Annotated in this window: 14 protein-coding genes; 4 read left to right on the top strand and 10 right to left on the bottom strand. The window is 66.2% G+C overall.

Annotation, left to right across the window (positions count from 1 at the left end):
* Positions 1-110 precede the first annotated feature (110 nt).
* The 4 genes from pnp (at position 111) to PCA10_RS24435 (ending at position 4547) form a co-directional block, all read left to right on the top strand.
* The gene (gene pnp, locus PCA10_RS24450; RefSeq protein ID WP_016494767.1) at positions 111-2219 is read left to right on the top strand and encodes a polyribonucleotide nucleotidyltransferase; all 2109 of its coding nucleotides are present in this window, start codon (positions 111-113) and stop codon (positions 2217-2219) included.
* 88 nt (positions 2220-2307) lie between these two features.
* A complete protein-coding gene (locus PCA10_RS24445) occupies positions 2308-3726 on the top strand; it encodes a tetratricopeptide repeat protein (protein WP_016494766.1) in 1419 nt (472 codons plus the stop codon).
* Positions 3727-3932: 206 nt separating this feature from the next.
* Positions 3933-4292 (top strand): BON domain-containing protein, encoded by a 360-nt coding sequence (locus PCA10_RS24440; protein WP_016494765.1) that lies wholly within the window; start codon positions 3933-3935, stop codon positions 4290-4292.
* A gap of 57 nt (positions 4293-4349) precedes the next feature.
* Positions 4350-4547: a CsbD family protein gene (locus tag PCA10_RS24435; protein WP_016494764.1), complete on the top strand. Its 198-nt coding sequence runs from the start codon at positions 4350-4352 to the stop codon at positions 4545-4547.
* 545 nt (positions 4548-5092) lie between these two features.
* Here PCA10_RS24435 and PCA10_RS24430 read toward each other — a convergent pair.
* The 10 genes from PCA10_RS24430 to PCA10_RS24385 all read right to left on the bottom strand — a co-directional run bounded on the left by PCA10_RS24430 (position 5093) and on the right by PCA10_RS24385 (position 17024).
* Positions 5093-6547: a rhomboid family intramembrane serine protease gene (locus PCA10_RS24430; RefSeq protein WP_016494763.1), complete on the bottom strand. Its 1455-nt coding sequence runs from the start codon at positions 6545-6547 to the stop codon at positions 5093-5095.
* Positions 6548-6557: 10 nt separating this feature from the next.
* Positions 6558-6848 carry a DUF2845 domain-containing protein gene (locus PCA10_RS24425; protein WP_016494762.1) on the bottom strand — a complete coding sequence of 97 codons (291 nt, stop codon included), beginning with the start codon at positions 6846-6848 and terminating at the stop codon, positions 6558-6560.
* Positions 6849-6910: 62 nt separating this feature from the next.
* The gene (locus PCA10_RS24420; RefSeq protein WP_016494761.1) at positions 6911-7216 is read right to left on the bottom strand and encodes a DUF2845 domain-containing protein; all 306 of its coding nucleotides are present in this window, start codon (positions 7214-7216) and stop codon (positions 6911-6913) included.
* A gap of 57 nt (positions 7217-7273) precedes the next feature.
* Positions 7274-7576, bottom strand: a complete 303-nt coding sequence (locus tag PCA10_RS24415) for a DUF2845 domain-containing protein (RefSeq protein ID WP_016494760.1) — start codon at positions 7574-7576, stop codon at positions 7274-7276.
* Positions 7577-7584: 8 nt separating this feature from the next.
* Positions 7585-10488, bottom strand: a complete 2904-nt coding sequence (locus tag PCA10_RS24410) for a DUF748 domain-containing protein (RefSeq protein ID WP_016494759.1) — start codon at positions 10486-10488, stop codon at positions 7585-7587.
* Between the two features lie 91 nt (positions 10489-10579).
* Entirely contained in the window at positions 10580-11599 is a 1020-nt protein-coding gene (locus PCA10_RS24405; protein ID WP_041770434.1) for a class I SAM-dependent rRNA methyltransferase, read from the bottom strand.
* A 136-nt stretch (positions 11600-11735) separates the two neighbouring features.
* Positions 11736-12914 carry an acetyl-CoA C-acetyltransferase gene (locus PCA10_RS24400; RefSeq protein WP_016494757.1) on the bottom strand — a complete coding sequence of 393 codons (1179 nt, stop codon included), beginning with the start codon at positions 12912-12914 and terminating at the stop codon, positions 11736-11738.
* Positions 12915-13001: 87 nt separating this feature from the next.
* Positions 13002-13877, bottom strand: a complete 876-nt coding sequence (locus PCA10_RS24395; protein WP_016494756.1) for an oxygenase MpaB family protein — start codon at positions 13875-13877, stop codon at positions 13002-13004.
* Positions 13878-13938: 61 nt separating this feature from the next.
* Positions 13939-15876 carry an acetate--CoA ligase gene (gene acs, locus PCA10_RS24390; protein WP_016494755.1) on the bottom strand — a complete coding sequence of 646 codons (1938 nt, stop codon included), beginning with the start codon at positions 15874-15876 and terminating at the stop codon, positions 13939-13941.
* A gap of 98 nt (positions 15877-15974) precedes the next feature.
* Complete coding sequence (locus PCA10_RS24385; RefSeq protein ID WP_016494754.1) at positions 15975-17024, bottom strand: DJ-1/PfpI family protein; 1050 nt, start codon at positions 17022-17024, stop codon at positions 15975-15977.
* Between the last annotated feature and the right edge of the window lie 59 nt (positions 17025-17083).

Below are 17083 nucleotides of genomic sequence, written 5' to 3'. Positions count from 1 at the left end.
TTAGTGCCAGCTTTCGGCTTTCCAGCTTCTGGTTTTTTAAGGGGCTGATTCGGGTCCGACTCCCGCCAATCCCACGATTTCCCCAAGGCAACATAGAGAAGGAAAACACCGTGAATCCGGTAATCAAGAAGTTCCAGTTCGGTCAGTCGACCGTAACCCTCGAGACTGGCCGTATCGCCCGTCAAGCTTCCGGTGCCGTTCTGGTCACCATGGACGAAGACGTCACCGTGCTGGTGACCGTGGTTGGCGCCAAGCAGGCCGATCCGGGCAAGGGTTTCTTCCCGCTGTCCGTCCACTACCAGGAAAAAACCTACGCCGCCGGCCGTATCCCGGGTGGTTTCTTCAAGCGTGAAGGCCGTCCTTCCGAGAAGGAAACCCTGACCTCGCGCCTGATCGACCGTCCGATCCGCCCGCTGTTCCCGGAAGGCTTCCTGAACGAAGTGCAGGTCATCTGCACCGTGGTTTCCACCAACAAGAAGACCGATCCGGACATCGCTGCCATGATCGGTACTTCCGCGGCCCTGGCCATCTCCGGCATCCCGTTCGCCGGCCCGATCGGTGCAGCTCGCGTGGCCTACCACGAAGACGCCGGCTACCTGCTGAACCCGACCTACGAGCAACTGAAAGCCTCCGCCCTGGACATGGTCGTCGCCGGTACCCAGGACGCCGTGCTGATGGTTGAGTCCGAGGCTCAGGAACTGACCGAAGACCAGATGCTGGGTGGCGTGCTGTTCGCCCACCAGGAATTCCAGGCCGTGATCAACGCGGTCAAGGAATTCGCTGCCGAAGCCGGCAAGCCGACCTGGAACTGGACCGCTCCGGCCGAAAACACCGCTCTGCTCGGCGCCATCAAGGCCGAGTTTGGCGAGGCCATTTCCCAGGCCTACACCATCACCATCAAGCAGGACCGCTACAACCGCCTCGGCGAGCTGCGTGACCAGGTCGTCGCCCGCTTCGCTGGCGAAGAAGAAGGTCAGTTCCCGGCTGGTGAAGTCAAGGACGCCTTCGGTCTGCTGGAATACCGCACCGTTCGCGAAAACATCGTCAACGGCAAACCGCGTATCGACGGCCGCGACACCCGCACCGTACGTCCGCTGAAAGTCGAAGTCGGCGTGCTCGACAAGACCCACGGTTCCGCGCTGTTCACCCGTGGTGAAACCCAGGCCCTGGTAGTCGCCACCCTCGGCACCGCCCGTGACGCCCAGCTGCTGGACACCCTGGAAGGCGAGCGCAAGGATGCCTTCATGCTGCACTACAACTTCCCGCCCTACTCGGTGGGTGAGTGCGGTCGTATGGGCAGCGCCGGTCGCCGCGAAATCGGCCACGGTCGCCTGGCCCGTCGTGGCGTTTCCGCCATGCTGCCGAAGGGCGACGAGTTCCCCTACACCATCCGCGTAGTGTCCGAGATCACCGAATCCAACGGTTCCAGCTCCATGGCTTCCGTTTGCGGCGCCTCCCTGGCCCTGATGGACGCCGGTGTGCCGATGAAGGCTCCGGTTGCCGGTATCGCCATGGGTCTGGTGAAGGAAGGTGACAAGTTCGCCGTCCTGACCGACATCCTCGGTGACGAAGACCACCTGGGCGACATGGACTTCAAGGTAGCCGGTACCGCCAAAGGCGTGACCGCGCTGCAGATGGACATCAAGATCAACGGCATCACCGAAGAGATCATGGAGATCGCTCTGGAGCAGGCTCTGGAAGCTCGCCTGAACATCCTCGGCCAGATGAACCAGGTGATCGCCCAGTCCCGCAGCGAGCTGTCGGCCAACGCTCCGACCATGATCGCGATGAAGATCGACACCGACAAGATTCGCGACGTCATCGGCAAGGGCGGCGCCACCATCCGTTCGATCTGCGAAGAAACCAAGGCTTCCATCGACATCGAAGACGATGGCAGCGTGAAGATCTTCGGCGAGACCAAGGAAGCTGCCGAGGCCGCGCGTCAGCGTGTACTGGGTATCACCGCTGAAGCCGAAGTGGGCAAGGTGTACGTGGGCAAGGTCGAGCGCATCGTCGACTTCGGCGCCTTCGTCAACATCCTGCCGGGCAAGGACGGTCTGGTGCACATCTCGCAGATCAGCGACAAGCGCATCGACAAGGTCACCGACGTACTGAAGGAAGGCCAGGAAGTCAAAGTCCTGGTTCTGGACGTCGACAACCGCGGTCGCATCAAGCTGTCGATGAAGGACGTGGAAGCCGCCGAGGCTTCGGGCGTCTGATAATCGCCGGTCGATGAAGAGAGGGCCCCTTGCGGGCCCTCTTTTTTTGCCTGGAAAATGGCCAACCGCCATCGTCACTGGAACAGTCATGGACAAGACGCTCTGCCAGTATCATCCCGCCCAACCCGCTACCTGGCACTGCCTGCCCTGCCAGCGCCACTATGGCGATTGCTGCATCCCCCTCAACGCCGACGCCCCTGACGACAGCCCTGCCTGCCCGCTGTGCCGGAGCTCGCTGACCTTCCTCGGCGCCGCCAACACCGCCCAGCCATTCTGGGAGCGCCTGCCGCTGTTCTTCGCCTACGGCCTGCAGGCCAGCCCCCTGGCCTTCAGCGCGTTGCTGGCCCTGGCCGGGCTGTTCATGCCGCGCGTGCTGGTGCTCTGGATCCTCCTGCTGGGCCTGGCCACCAAGTACTTCCACTCCGTTATCGAGGCCAACAGCGAGGGCCAGCGCGAGGCGCCGAGCCTGCTGAGCGCCTTCGGCGGCGAAGGCGTCTCGCTGTTCTTCAAGCAGATGATCGTGTTCCTCATCGCCCTGGGGGCGCTCTGGCTGGCGGCGGACTTCAACAGCGAGACGATCTTCTGGGTGGTGAACATAGTCGTGGTCCTGGTGCTCCCCGCGAGCATCATCCGCCTGGCGCTGAGCAAGGAACTGGGCGCGGCGCTCAGCCCCGACCAGGTCGGCGAGGTGATCAAGGCCATGGGCTGGCGCTACCTGATCCTCTGCGCCTTCCTGTTCATCCTCTGGCAGTCTCCCGGCTACGTGACCTGGATGCTCTCCAGTGGCCTGCCCAAGGTGGTGCTGATGCCCATCGCCACCTTCCTGTTCGGTTATTTCGGCGTGGTCATGTGCAGCATGATGGGCTACGCCGTGTTCCAGTATCAGGGCGCCCTGGGCTTCGCCATCGCCGAGGACGATGCCCAGCAAGGGCTGCCGGAGCACGAGTGGCACCGCCGCAAGGCCCTGGCCGAAGCCGAGATACGCCTCAAGGAAGGGCAGAGCGACGGCGCGCTGGAGGCCCTTGTGGGGGCATTGCAGCGCACCCCCGACGACCTGCGCCTGAACGAGCGTTACCACCAGCTGCTGTTCGGCCTCGGCGCCCGTGAACGTTGCCTGCATCACCTGGATCACTACCTGCCCTTGGCGGCCCGGCAGAACCCGGCCCTGGCCGCTACCGCGCTGCTCAATGCGCGCCAGCTGCGGGCCGATTACTTGCCGGCCGATGCCCTGGTCTGCGAGCAGGTCGCCGGGGCCCTGCTGGATCGACACAAGGTGCGCGAGGCCCTCAGCCTGCTGCGCAACCTGCACCAGCGTTTCCCCGACTACCCGCACATCCCCCGCGCCTACCTGCTGGCGGCCCGAGGTTTCGCCGAGGGGCTGGGCCAACTGGAGCCGGCGCAGAAGCTGCTCGGCTATATCCGCGCGCGCTATCCCGCGTCGCCGTTGCTGGACCAGGTCGGCGCCCTGGAAGTCACGCTCGCCAAGCTGGCCAACGACAGCCGTTGACCCGCTTTCGTCGTGCAGTCTGCAAGGCCGCTTTGCGGCCAACTTGCAGTCTGCACGTAAAAGGCGTCCGAGCGATTTCTGTAACTGTCTGATTGGGATGGTTTTTTTGTTTATCCGGAAGCTGGCACAGGCCTTGCGACATTCCTGGCGACCCTGCAGCTAGGAACCTGCTGCAGATGTTCTGGAGAAGAGAGGAGACCTACCTCATGAAACAGACTTTCACCAAGTGGACCTTTGCCGCTGTTACTGCCGCCGCCCTGAGCCTGCCGTTCGCCACCGGCGTCTACGCAGACAGCAGTTCCCAGACCATGCTGGCAGCCAGCGAAACCATGGATAAAGCCGAAGAGGCAGTCTCCGATACCTGGATCACCAGCAAGGTCAAATCGACCTTCCTGGCCGACAAGAACCTCAGTGGCATGGACATCAAGGTAGAAACCAACAAGGGCGTGGTGGCGCTGTCGGGCATGGTGAAAACCGATGCCGAGCGCGACCTGGCTGTCGAAACCGCCAAGAACATCAAGGGTGTCACCGCGGTTTCCGCCGATGGCCTGAAATCCGCCGAGTAATCCCGGGGCCGGACCATTCCCTTGGGCGTGGTCCGGCTGCCGTGAGAGGAGGTACGTATGAACAGCGACATCATCAAAGGCAAGTGGAAGCAGCTCACGGGCCGTATCCAGGAGAAGTGGGGCGACCTGACCGATGACGATCTCGATGTGGCCGAGGGTCATAGCGAATATCTGGTCGGCAAGCTGCAGGAGCGTTACGGCTGGAGCAAGGAGCGGGCGGAGAAGGAAGTCCGCGACTTCAGCGGCGGGCTGTGAGTCCGCTACACACACACAAAGCCCCGCAATCGCGGGGCTTTTTTCATGGTTCTTCATGGAGCTCGGTGTGTATGGCGTTCTGCGCTCAGCTCATTGTCGAGAGGGTCGTTGGCTTCTGTTTCGCCCACCCGGGCGAGTCACTTCTTTCAAACGCCAAAGAAGTAACCAAGAACGCTTGCCCCTGCATCCGGGTTTGGCTTCGCCAAACTTCCCTCCCTACATCGTCGTTCCGGAGGCCCGCCGCGAAGGGCCATCCATGGCCCTGCGCGGCTCTCGCGGCATCCATGCCGCTCGTCCTCCTCCACAACGACTCCGGTCGGCCTCCTGAAGGGGCGGAGTCCTTGCCTCACCTCTTCAGCAACCTTGCAGGCCATGAGCGGGCATCAGGACTGTCTGTCGCCTACCGGCGCGAGTCACCCCTCTACCTGTGGGAGAGGGGCGGGGGAGAGGGAAGCATCCGTTGGCAGGGAGCCAGGTAGGCACTTACGCAAAACTACCAATCCGCCGGAAGCCCGCTCCTCGGTAATCCGACGAGCTTTTTCTGCTCAGCGCGCCAGATGCTGCTGGTAGAGAGCCAACTGGCGGGTCTGCTCGGCCTCGGGGAAGGCCCGGCGCAGGAACTGCCCGAGTTCGCCCACGCCGCGCAGGTCCTGGCGCTGGCCCAATTGCTTGGCCAGCTGCAGGGTCAGGCCCGGCAGCTGTGGCGGCACAGGATTGGCCTGGCAGAGGCGGCGCCAGGGCGCCAGGGCACGACCGCTGTCGCCGGCCTTGAGCAGGCGCTGCAGCAGGTGCAGGAGCACGGCGGGATGCTGCAGCAGGCGTTGCTGCGGATCGGCGACATCCTCCGCGATCTTCTGCAGCAGCGGCAGGGCGGCGGCCTGTTCCGGCAGGCCGAACAGCTGCTTCAGCACGACGGTCAGCAGGGGCTTGTCCTGGCGGCTCTTGGCCAGCGGATAGAGGCGCTCCAGCAAGGGCAGCCGGCCGGGGTAGCGCTGCAGCAGGTCGAGCCCGCGCGGTGCGGCCTGGTCGAGGGCGAAGCGGCTGATCAACTGGTCCAGCGCCGCCAGCTCGCGCTTGAACGGCGCATCCGGGTCTTCCTTGTTCAGGTAGGCCTCGTCCACCTTGAGCACCCTGGCCTGGCGCAATAGCCAGGTTGCGAGGAAGCCGAAGCCCAGGCCGCCGAGGTGGGCGTAGTAATTGACGTGGTCATCGGCCAGGAGCACGCCATACAGCTCCTTGCCGAACCAGGCCGGGAAGATCCACAGGGCGGGGGCCTTGAAGTAGCCGATCAGGGGGCCGAGCCAGTAGAAGAAGCGGATCTTGCGCAAGCCGTAGACGGCTATGGTCATGCCCATCAGCCCCGAGACGGCGCCGGAGGCACCGATGCCGGCCACCCACACCGGGTCCAGGGCCCACCAGAGCAGGTGCGATGCCAGGCCACTGGCGAGGTAGAGGCCGAGGTAGATCCAGCGTCCCAGCGCCGCCTCCAGGGCGAAGCCGCAGATGAACAGGAAGATCATGTTGCCCAGTAGATGGTCGAAGCTGCCGTGCAGGAACATGGCGCCGAACAATCCCTGGACGCTGAACTTGTTGGGGATGAAGCCGAAGCGCTGGGCACTGATGCTGTCCCGCGCCTCCTCGGCCGGTTGCCGCGCCCGCTGCCAGGCGGGGTCGGCCTGGTAGGCGGGGGCGTGGTGCAGCCAGTCTTCGAATTCCAGGTCGCGCAGGATGAGGGCGGCCAGGTGCTGGCGGCGCAGGCCGTCGATGCTGCGGCGCTGGTCGGCGTCGTACTGCTCGCGCGCCACCAGGTGGTCGATGTACAGGGCGCGCTCACGGTTGAGCAGGCCGCCGTCGAGATAGAGCTGTTGCGCCTCGTCCGTGCGCTCCTGGTCCGAGCCCTGGTAGAGGACGTAGATCAGGACGTTGAGCAGGATCAGCAGCAGGGTGATGACCGGCGGGCGCCGCCAGTCCAGGGGCTGGTCGGCGGGCAGGATGATCATGGCGCGGGGCTCAGTTGCGCTGGCTGTCGATTTCGCTGAGGCGGCCGCCGACGAACCTCAGGTAGTGGTACATGCCGTTGTTGGGGCCGTACACCCACTCTTCCACCTGCATTTCCTGGCGCCCGCTGGTGGTTTCCGAGTAGCCGATGAAATTGCGCGATGCGGGTTCGCCGCACTTGCGCTGCACCTCGACGGTGCGGTCCCCCACGCTCACCAGCTTGCTCTCGCAGCGGAAGGTGTTGGCGTTGGCCGTGGAGGCCAGAAGCAGAGTGGCTGCGAAGAGGCAGGGGAGGGTTTTCATCGGGGCGGGCATCCTGTCCGGGGGGAATGAGCGGCAGAGCGTAGCATCTCGCCCCGGCGCCGTCAGTTGCCCCGCTTGCTGTCGATATTGCGCAGGCGATTGCCCTCGAAACGGAGGAACTGGTACATGCCGTTGCGCGGGCCGTAGACCCACTCCTCGACCCGCACTTCATTGCGCCGATAGTACTCGTCCACTACTTCCTTGAAGCCCAGGTCGGTGCGGCTGATCGGCTCGCCGCACTTGTCGAGCACTTCGTTGGTGGTGTCGTCGAGGCTGATCAGGTTGCTGTTGCAGCGCAGCGTAGAGGAGGCCTGGGCGTTGCCCAGGGCCAGGAGCAAGGGCAGGCAGAGGAGGGCGCGAAGGTTCACGGGAGGGTCCGCAGTTCGGGGCAAGTGACTACAGCCTACACCTGGCGCCCCGGAGCGTCAGCGGCTGCGCCGGGATTCGATGCGGACCAGGCGGTTGCCTTCGAAGGTGAGGATCCTGAGCATCCCGTTGGTGGGCCCGTAGACCCATTCCTCCACGTCGAACTCGCGCCGGTCGTAGGAGCCCAGGGTGTAGCCGACGCGGTCGCGGTGCACCGGCTCGCCACACCGGTCCAGGACTTCGAAGGCACGGTCGCCGAGGCTGATCAGCCGGCTGCCGCAGCGCATGGTCCTGCCACCCGCCTCGACCCCGGCCGGGATGGCCAGGGCGAGTGCCAGCAGGGCGGGCAGCAGCGCGCGCATGGGGTCTCCTATTCGCTGTCCAGATGCAGCGGGGTGATCACTTCACCGGCCTGGTTCGGCTCCACCAGGCTGACGTCGAGCAGGAAGATGCGGTCGTCGGCGAGGCCGCCACGGTCCACCAGGTAGTCCTTGATGCTGGCGGCGCGGGCCTGCCCCAATTGGCGCAGCAGCAGGTCGCTCTGGGCCCAGGAGGTGAGGACCGCTTCGCGCAGTTTCGTGGTGCGTTGCTCGCCATCCAGCTCCTTCCACTCGGCCGGGGGCTGCTGCTTCAGGCGGGTGCGGTAGATACCTTCCAGCATAGGTGGTTTCTCGTCGTCCGGGACTTCGAGCTGGCTGGCTTCGGCCGGCACCTTGTCGCCCCGACGCTGGGCGATCTTGTAGTAGGTACTCTGATACTCGCGCTCCAGGCGCTGCTCGGCCAACAGCGGGCCGTCGGCGGCCTTGGCGCTGGCGCCCTCCACTTCCAGGCGCAGGGCGGGGCGCTTCTTCAGTGCCTCGGCCAGGGTGTCCAGGGCCTTCTGTGCCTCGGGGTCCAGCTCGCTGCTGCCGGCGGGGAAGGGCACCTGGCCCAGGTCCTCGCTGCTGCCGCCGACCAGGCCGGCAACGAAGTTGAAGGGGGCCTGCACCGCGCGCAGCACCAGATTGCGCAGGGTTTGCCAGACGATGGGCGCGACGCTGAATTGCGGGTCGTTGAGGTTGCCGGCCACCGGCAGCTTGATGTCGATCTTGCCTTCGGTGTCCTTCAGCAAGGCCACCGCGAGGCGCACCGGCAGGTCGACGGCGTCGGGGCTGTCCACCTGCTCGCCCAGCTGCAGCTGTTCCAGCACCAGATGGTTCTCGGCCTTCAGCTGGCCCTTCTCGATCTGGTAGTGCAGGTCCAGGTTGAGTCGGCCCTTGCGGATGCGGTAGCCGGCGAACTTGCCGGAGTAGGGCGTCAGGGTGGTCAGCTCGACGCGCTTGAAGCTGGTGGCGATATCGAGGCTGTCCAGCGGGTCGAACGGGTTGAGGCTGCCCTTGATGGTCACCGGTGCGTAGCGATCCACCTTGCCGTTGATGGCCACGGTGGCCGGCTTCGGATTGCGACTGTCGAGGGTGCCGATCTCGCCGTTGAGCTGCTGGATGGCGGTGGCGAAGTTCGGCGTCAGGCTGAAGTCGGCGAAGTTGGCCGAGCCGTCCTTGATCAGGATACCGCCGATACGGATGCCCAGTGGCTTGCCGGCCGGAGCGGGCTTGGCGTTGGCGCTGCTGGCGCCGGCCTCGGCGGGCTGCTTGATCACCAGGTCGCTGGCGTTGGTGGTCAGGTCCTCGTTGATGATGAAGCGCACATAGGGCTGGTTCAGGCTCACCTTGTCGATGTTCAGGCTGTTGCCGTGCTGGTAGTTGAGGCCCTCCACCAGCAGCTGTTGCCATTTGACGAAGTCGCGTTCCTTGATGGTGTCCAGGGTGTGCAGCTGGTTGACCAGGGCACGGCCGGTAACGGCCAGGGCCAACGGCTCGGTGCTCTTGAGGTCGACGTTGAGGTCGCTATCCAGCAGGCCGCTGCGCAGTTCGAGGCGCACGAAGGGGCTGAGGTAGGCCTGGGCCACGCGCAGGTCGATGTCGCGGGTCTGCACTTGCAGCTTGGCCGTGGTGGGCTTGAGTTGGACCTGGCCGACCGCCTGGACCTTGCCCTGCTTGCCCAGGCCCGTGTCGAGGCTGAGGTTGAAGGGCGATTCACCGCGACTGTCGAAATCCTTCAGATCCAGGTTCAGCGGGCCCAGCTCCAGTTGCACCGGCTCCTTGGGGACCCGGTCGGCCAGGTGCACCTTGTAGCCGCGCAGTTGTGTTTCCCGCAGCTTCACCAGCCACGGCTTGGCGGGCTCGGCCGGCTCCTTGGCGGGCGCCTGCTCGGCTTTCGCCGCCGGCTTGGCTTCGCTGGCGAAGAGTTTCTGCCAGTCCAGCTGGCCGTCGGCCTCACGGGCGGCCCAGGTTTCCAGGTTCTGGCTGTGGATCTTGCCCACCAGCACTTCCTGCTTGACCAGGTCCAGGGAGGTGTCGCTGATCTCAAGCAGTTCCAGGTTGACCAGCGGGCGCTTGTCCGGGGCCTTGATGGCGAAGGGCGACACCTTGATCCAGATCTTGTCCAGGTTGAGCTGGGTGCCTTTGTCCAGGCTCAGCTTGTAGTCCGTGGACAGGCTCATCACGCCCTTCTCCAGGACCAGCGGCACGGCATCGCGCACATAGGGCCAGAAGCTCTTCATCCGGGCTTCGGTGAGTTTCAGCTGGCCGCTCGAGGTGAAGGGGATCAGGGTGATCTGGCCTTGCCAGTCGATACGCCCGCCGTAGGGGCCGGTGGCCACCAGGTTCATGTTGGTGTCGTCGTCGGGCAGGGTGCTGAGGTTCTTCAGTTCCAGGTTGAGCGAGTCGTAGACGAACTCGATGGGCTCGCTCGGGCGCAGGTCCTGGAAGTGCAGGCCGCCTTCGCTCAGCTTGATGCGGTCGATGCGCAGGGGGAAGGGCTCGCCGGCCGGCTCTTCCGGCTTGGGCTCGCTGGGCGGCAGCTTGAACAGCTGGGTCAGGTTGAGCGTGCCGTCCTTGGCGAACAGGACCTGGGTGGTCGACTTGTCCAGTTCGACGTCGGCCAGGTGCAGGGCGCCGCTCCAGAGGCTGTCCAGTTGCAGGTTGGCATAGAGCCGCTCGAAGCCCACCTGTTCGGCCTTGTCGTCGCCGATGTGCAGGCCCCAGAGGGTCAGCTCCAGGCTGAACGGGTTGAGCTGGATACGCTCCAGCCGCGCCGGAACCGTGGCGAACTGGGCCAGTTGCTGGTTGACCACCCGCAGGGCGATGCCGGGGATGATCAGGAAACCGAGCAGGCTGTAGAGGGCTACGACGATCAGCAGGGCGCAGGCGGCCCGTTTCAATCCTTTGTACATGAGGCGTCAACTATCCCGGTGAAGAGTGCCTTGGATTATGGCACGGCCTCCAGGTTCCGCCTGATGCATGGCTCCCGTTGCGATGCGGCTTTCAGAGCTGCAGGACGAGGGTTTTCAGCGGTGGGCGTCCATCGCTGGACGGGAAGTCGCCGGCAGGGGGCAATTGCAGGCAATCGCGTACCGGTCGGCCCAGTTTGCTGGCGCAGCGCAGCACCTGCTCGCGCCAGTCCTCGATGTCCACCTTGGCCAGGTTGTTGTTGCACACCAGCACGCCGCCGTCGGCGGTGGCCAGCAGGGCGGGCTTGAGCAGGCTCTGGTAGTCGCGCAGCAGGTCCACGGTGCCGAAGGCGCTCTTGGCCCAGGCCGGCGGGTCGAGGAACACCAGGTCGAACTGGCGTTGTTGCAGCCGCGGGTAGCTGGGCAGCTTCTGGCCGTGGCGGCGGGCGATGGGCAGCCCGGCGAGTTGGCGGATGGCCGGGAAGTAGTCGGACTGGATGAACTGCATGGGCGCCAGTTGCGGGTTCAGCGCGCCATTCTCGCGGCCGACCGCCAGGTTGCCTTCGGCGAAGTCCAGGTTCCACACCTCGCTGGCGCCGCCGGCGGCCGCGCAGAGGCCGATGCCGCAGGTGTAGGCGAAGAGGTTGAGCACCGACTTGCCGGCGCTGTTGTCCTTCACCCAGCCACGGGCGTTGCGCAGGTCGAGGAACAGCAGCGGGTCCTGGCCGGGATGGCGGCCGCGCACCCGGTAGTTCAGCCCCCATTCGTGGCCTGTGAGGTCTTCCAGGGCGGCCGCATCGGCCTGGTAGACCGGGTCGCTGCGGTCGATCCGCGAGTTGCCCTGGGAGCGGTCGTTGTAGACCAGCAGCAGTTTCTCGCCGAGGAACGCCTCCACTGCGCTGGCCAGGGCCAGCAGCGAATCCCGCTCCAGGACCTGGTGGAAGCTCTGCACCATCAGCTGCGGACCATAGCGGTCGACCGTCAGGCCGGGGGCGCCTTCCTGGCTGCCATGGAACAGCCGGTAGCAGTCGGTGCCCTGGGTGTGGAGTTCGGCCAACAGCGGCTTGCGGGCGTCGAGTGCGGCGCGCAGCGCCTGGAGGAGATCGGAGGACATGCGCGGCGTCTCGTAAAAAGGGGCGCGCAGTTTAACAAAGGGGCCCGGCCGTAGGTTGGTGCAGAGCGCAGCGAAGCCCAACGCTTCCTGGTCGGGCCCCTTGTTGGGTTTCGCTTCGCTCTACCCAACCTACCAACTAGCGCTCGATGGCCAGGGCCACGCCCTGGCCGCCGCCGATGCAGAGGGTCGCCAGGCCCTTCCTGGCGTCGCGCTTGATCATCTCGTGCAGCAGGGTCACCAGTACCCGGCAGCCGGAGGCGCCGATGGGGTGGCCGAGGGCGATGGCACCGCCGTTGACGTTGACCTTGGCCGCGTCCCAGCCCAGCTCCTGGCCCACGGAAAGGGCCTGGGCGGCGAAGGCTTCGTTGGCTTCGATCAGGTCCAGCTCGTCGAGGCTCCAGCCGGCCTTGTCGAGGCAGCGGCGGGTGGCGCCGACCGGGCCGATTCCCATGATCGCCGGGTCGACACCGGCGTTGGCGTAGCCAGCGATGCGTGCCAGCACCGGCAGGCCGAGGGCCTGGGCTTTCTCGGCGCTCATCAGCAGCACGGCGGCGGCACCGTCGTTAAGGCTGGAGGCGTTGCCGGCGGTGACGCTGCCGTCCTTCTTGAAGGCCGGCTTCAGCTTGGCCAGGGATTCGGCGCTGGTGCCGGCGCGGGGCTGCTCGTCGGTGGCGAAGGCAACCGGATCGCCCTTTTTCTGCGGGATCAGGATAGGTGTGATTTCAGCGCTGAAACGACCACCCTCGATGGCTGCCACGGCCTTCTGCTGGGAGGCGGCGGCGAAGGCATCCTGGGCTTCGCGGCTGATGCCGTACTTGTCCACCAGGTTCTCGGCGGTGATGCCCATGTGGTAGTCGTTGAAGGCGTCCCACAGGCCGTCCTGGATCATGCTGTCCACCAGCTTGGCGTGGCCCATGCGTAGGCCGGTGCGGGCGGCGGGCATGACGTAGGGGGCCAGGCTCATGTTTTCCTGGCCGCCGGCGATGATCACCTCGGCGTCGCCGCAGCGAATCGCCTGGGCCGCCAGGTGCAGGGCCTTGAGGCCGGAGCCGCAGACCTTGTTCAGGGTCATGGCCGGCACCGCGTGGGGCAGGCCGGCGAGGATGGCGGCCTGGCGGGCCGGGTTCTGGCCGCTGCCTGCGGTGAGCACCTGGCCGAGGATCACCTCGTCCACGTCGGCGCCGTCGAGGCCGGTCTGCGCCAGCAGCTGGCGGATCACCGCGGCGCCCAGTTCCGGAGCGGGAATGCCCGCCAGGCTGCCCTGGAAGCTGCCGATGGCGGTACGGGTGGCGGCGACGATTACGACTTCTTGCATGAATCTGTCCTCACGGCTGCGGATCGGGTCAGGCAATGACCAAACTGGTCCGCATGGTCCCACAGGGACGTTGGCCGGACCACCCTCTTATCGGGTGGGTAGGCCCATGCGCCGGCGCGCCCGGTGGACGGCGCCGTTGCGCATGGCCCAGCGCAGCAGCGGCGCCATGCGCCAGACCAGGTCGCGCACCACGCGGCGTTGCCAGGGGCGCTGGTGCAGGCCGAGCATGGCGCTGGCCCAATCGGGCAGCAGGTCGATGCCGGCCTGCATCATCAGCACGCCGAAGGGCTTGGCCAGGGCGCTGGGGGCGGGGGCGCCGAGCAGCAGGCGCACCACCTCCAGGCTGCGTTCGTCGCAGAGCAGCTGCGGCCGCATGGCCTCCAGGTAGTCGGCGATTTCCTGGCGGGACTTCGGCACGTTGCGGGCGCCCAGGCGCTCGGCCACCAGGGCGATCTCCGCGTAGTAGCGATCCTGGTCGTCAGCGGAGAGCTGCGGGTTGAGGTAACGCAGGTGGGCCTTGAGGAAGCAGCTGACCTCGGCCACGTGCACCCAGGTCAGCAGGTCCGGGTCGCTGGCGGCGTAGGGGCGGCCGTCGGGGGCGGTGCCGGTGACCTGCAGGTGGATCTCGCGCACCTTGTCGATCAGCCAGTCGGCGTCCTTGCGGGTGCCGAAGGTGGTGCCGGAAATGAACTGGCCGGTGCGACGCAGGCGGCCGAGCATGTCCTCGCGGAAATTGGAGTGGTCCCAGACGCCGGACAGCGCCAGGGGATGGAGCATCTGCAGGAGCAGGGCGCCAATGCCGCCGATCATCATCGAGGTGAAGTCGCCGTGGACCTTCCAGGTCACCGAGTCGGGGCCGAAGAGTCCGGGGTCGCCCTTGGGGTTTTCGAAATCGAGCTGACCGAGGGCGAGACCGGTGAGGCCGATGATCTGGCTTTCGATGCGCTGGCGGATGAATTCCATGGAGAGGTGCTTCCAAGCGAAAGGCGCAAGCCCCCGGTGGGGGCTGGCGCCTTGGCGGGCCTTACTGGTTGAGGCGTTTGTCGATCAGGTTCTGCACCACCGACGGGTCGGCCAGGGTGGAGGTATCACCGAGGTTGTCCAGCTCGTTGCAGGCGATCTTGCGCAGGATGCGCCGCATGATCTTGCCCGAACGGGTCTTGGGCAGGCCCGGCGCCCACTGGATCAGCTCGGGCTTGGCGAAGCTGCCGATTTCCTTGCTGACCAGGGCCAGCAGTTCCTTCTTCAGCTCGTCGCTGGGTTCCAGGCCCTTCATCGGCGTGACGAAGGCGTAGATGCCCTGGCCCTTGAGGTCGTGGGGGTAGCCGACCACTGCCGCCTCGGCCACGGCGTCGTGGAGCACCAGGGCGCTTTCCACCTCCGCGGTGCCGATGCGGTGGCCGGAGACGTTGATCACGTCGTCGACGCGGCCGGTGATCCAGTAGTAACCGTCCTCGTCGCGGCGGGCGCCGTCGCCGGTGAAGTAGTAGCCGGGGTAGGCGGCGAAGTAGGTGTCGACCATGCGCTTGTGGTCGCCGTAGATGCTACGGATCTGGCTCGGCCAACTGGCCTTGATCGCCAGCACACCCGAACCCGCGCCGTCGATTTCCTTGCCCTTGTCATCCAGCAGCACCGGCTGCACGCCGAAGAAGGGGCGGGTGGCTGAACCGGGCTTGAGGGAGGTGGCGCCGGGCAGCGGGGTGATGAGGATGCTGCCGGTCTCGGTCTGCCACCAGGTGTCGACGATGGGGCAGCGGCGGTCGCCCACCACGTTGTAGTACCACTCCCAGGCTTCCGGGTTGATCGGCTCGCCCACGCTGCCGAGCAGGCGCAGGCTGGAGCGCGAGGTTTTCTTCACCGGGTCCTCGCCTTCGCGCATCAGGGCGCGGATGGCGGTGGGCGCGGTGTAGAAGATGTTCACCTGGTGCTTGTCGATCACCTGCCAGAAGCGCGAGGCGTCCGGGTAGTTGGGCACGCCCTCGAACATCAGGGTGGTGGCGGCGTTGGCCAGGGGGCCGTAGACGATGTAGCTGTGGCCGGTGACCCAGCCCACGTCCGCGGTGCACCAGTAGACCTCGCCTTCGTGGTAGTCGAACACGTACTTGTGGGTCATCGCCGCGCCCAGCAGGTAGCCGCCGGTGGTGTGCAGCACGCCCTTGGGTTTGCCGGTGGAGCCGGAGGTGTAGAGGATGAACAGCGGGTCCTCGGCGTCCATCCACTCCGGCGGGCAGTCGTCGCTCGCGCCCTGCAGGGCCTGGTGGTACCAGAGGTCGCGCCCCTCGACCCATTCGACTTCACCTTGGGTGCGCTCGACCACCACGACTGTGGAGACGTTCGGGCAATCCTTCAGGGCCTTGTCGACGTTCTTCTTCAGCGGTACGTACTTGCCGCCGCGCACGCCCTCGTCGGCGGTGATCACGGTGCGGCAGTCCGCATCGAGGATGCGGTCACGCAGGGCGTCGGGGGAGAAACCGCCGAAGACCACCGAATGCACCGCGCCGATGCGGGAACAGGCCAGCATGGCGTAGGCCGCCTCCGGCACCATGGGCATGTAGATGCACACGCGGTCGCCTTTCTTCACGCCGCGCGCCTTGAGCACGTTGGCCAGGCGGCAGACGTGCTGGTGCAGCTTGCCGTAGGTGACCTGGGCGGATTCGGCGGGGTTGTCGCCTTCCCAGATGATCGCCACCTGCTCCCTGCGTTGTTCCAGATGCCGATCGATGCAGTTGTAGCTGACGTTCAGCTTGCCGCCTTTGAACCACTCGGCCTCGCCCTTCTTCAGGTCGCTGCGGTGGACCTGGTCCCAGGGCTTGAACCAGGTGAGGAAGCTGGTGGCCTGCTCGCCCCAGAACAGCTCCGGCTGCTCGATGGACTGCTGGTAGAGGCGCAGGTAGGCATCGTTGTCGATCAGCGCGTGCTTGCGCACGGCGTCCGACACGGGGTGAAGACTGATCTCGTACATGGCGGGTCCTTGTTGTTGTGCGGCCGAGATAACCACAAGGGTGCCCCCAAGCCGCCGTCTCGTACAAGGGTTGACCATGTAGTTTCGTAGCCGATCCCTCAGTTGCGGGGATATTCCAGCTGCGTGGCGACGAAGGCGGCGGTGCCGGCGCCATAGCGCGTGGCGATGCCGTCCAGAGCCTCGTCCAGCGCGTGGCCGGCCGCCGCCTCTGCGCCGGGCAGGGGCGCGAGGCTTGCAGGCGCGGCGTCGGGCAGCAGGGTCAGGCCATGCAGGCTGCGCACGGGGCCGCTCCCGGTGGCCAGCACGCTGGTGCGCCAGCTGCGTGCCCAGGCGTCGGCGCGCAGGGCCAGGGTGGCTTCGTCCAGGTCCGGTTGCAGTGGCAGGGCCAGGCTTTCGTGGCGCCAGAAGGCAAGGTAGTTGCCGGCTGCGGTGAGGTAGCCGTCAGCACCGAAGGCGAAGGCCTGGCTGTCGTGCCGTGGCGACCAGTCCCCGAGGCCGATCTCGCGCGCCAGGCTGGCGGCCTTGGCCGGTCCGGCGATGGCTTCCACCAGGGCCAGGGACACCGGCAGCGCGGCGCTTACCCCGGAGCTGGTCACCAGCTTGCCATCCGCCACATAGCGGCGGTCGACCTGCCAGCGGGTGTCGGGAAAGTCCGCTTCGCGCCTGGCCTGCGAGTACCAGTGCCCGGTGGCCCGGCGACCGTGGAGCAGGCCGGCGTGTCCCAGCACCAATACACCATCGCAGATGCCCACCAGGGTGGCGCCCTTGGCGGCCTGGCGGGCGACGAAGGCGGTGAGGAGCGGATCGTCGCTATGGTGCACGGCGGGGACTATCAGGTAGTCGGCGCCCTGTGGATAACGTCGCTCGAATTCGGCAGTGGTGGCCTGGGCGCGGACCTTCAGTGCCGGCATCAGCTGCACCGGGCCATCGCCGGTGGACAGGGCGAGCACCTCGGCCACGTTGGCGCGGCTGAGCAGGCCGAAGGGCACCAGGAAGTCCACCAGTTCGGTCATGCGGTTCTCGCCCACCACGGCCACCAGCGGTTGTTCGCGGCCGAAGCGCGGCTGGTAGGGCTGGATGGGGTCGGCATCCTCCCCGAAGGCGAGCAGGGGGGCCAGCAGCGTGAGGACCAGCAGGAAGGCGCGCATGGGCATTCTCCAGGGGCAGTGGAAGCCAGTCTGGCGTGCGAGCGAATGTCACGAATGAC

Source organism: Pseudomonas resinovorans NBRC 106553 (assembly GCF_000412695.1).
In the GTDB taxonomy this organism is placed as follows: Bacteria; Pseudomonadota; Gammaproteobacteria; order Pseudomonadales; family Pseudomonadaceae; genus Metapseudomonas; species Metapseudomonas resinovorans_A.
This window is presented reverse-complemented; position numbering and strand designations above follow the sequence as displayed.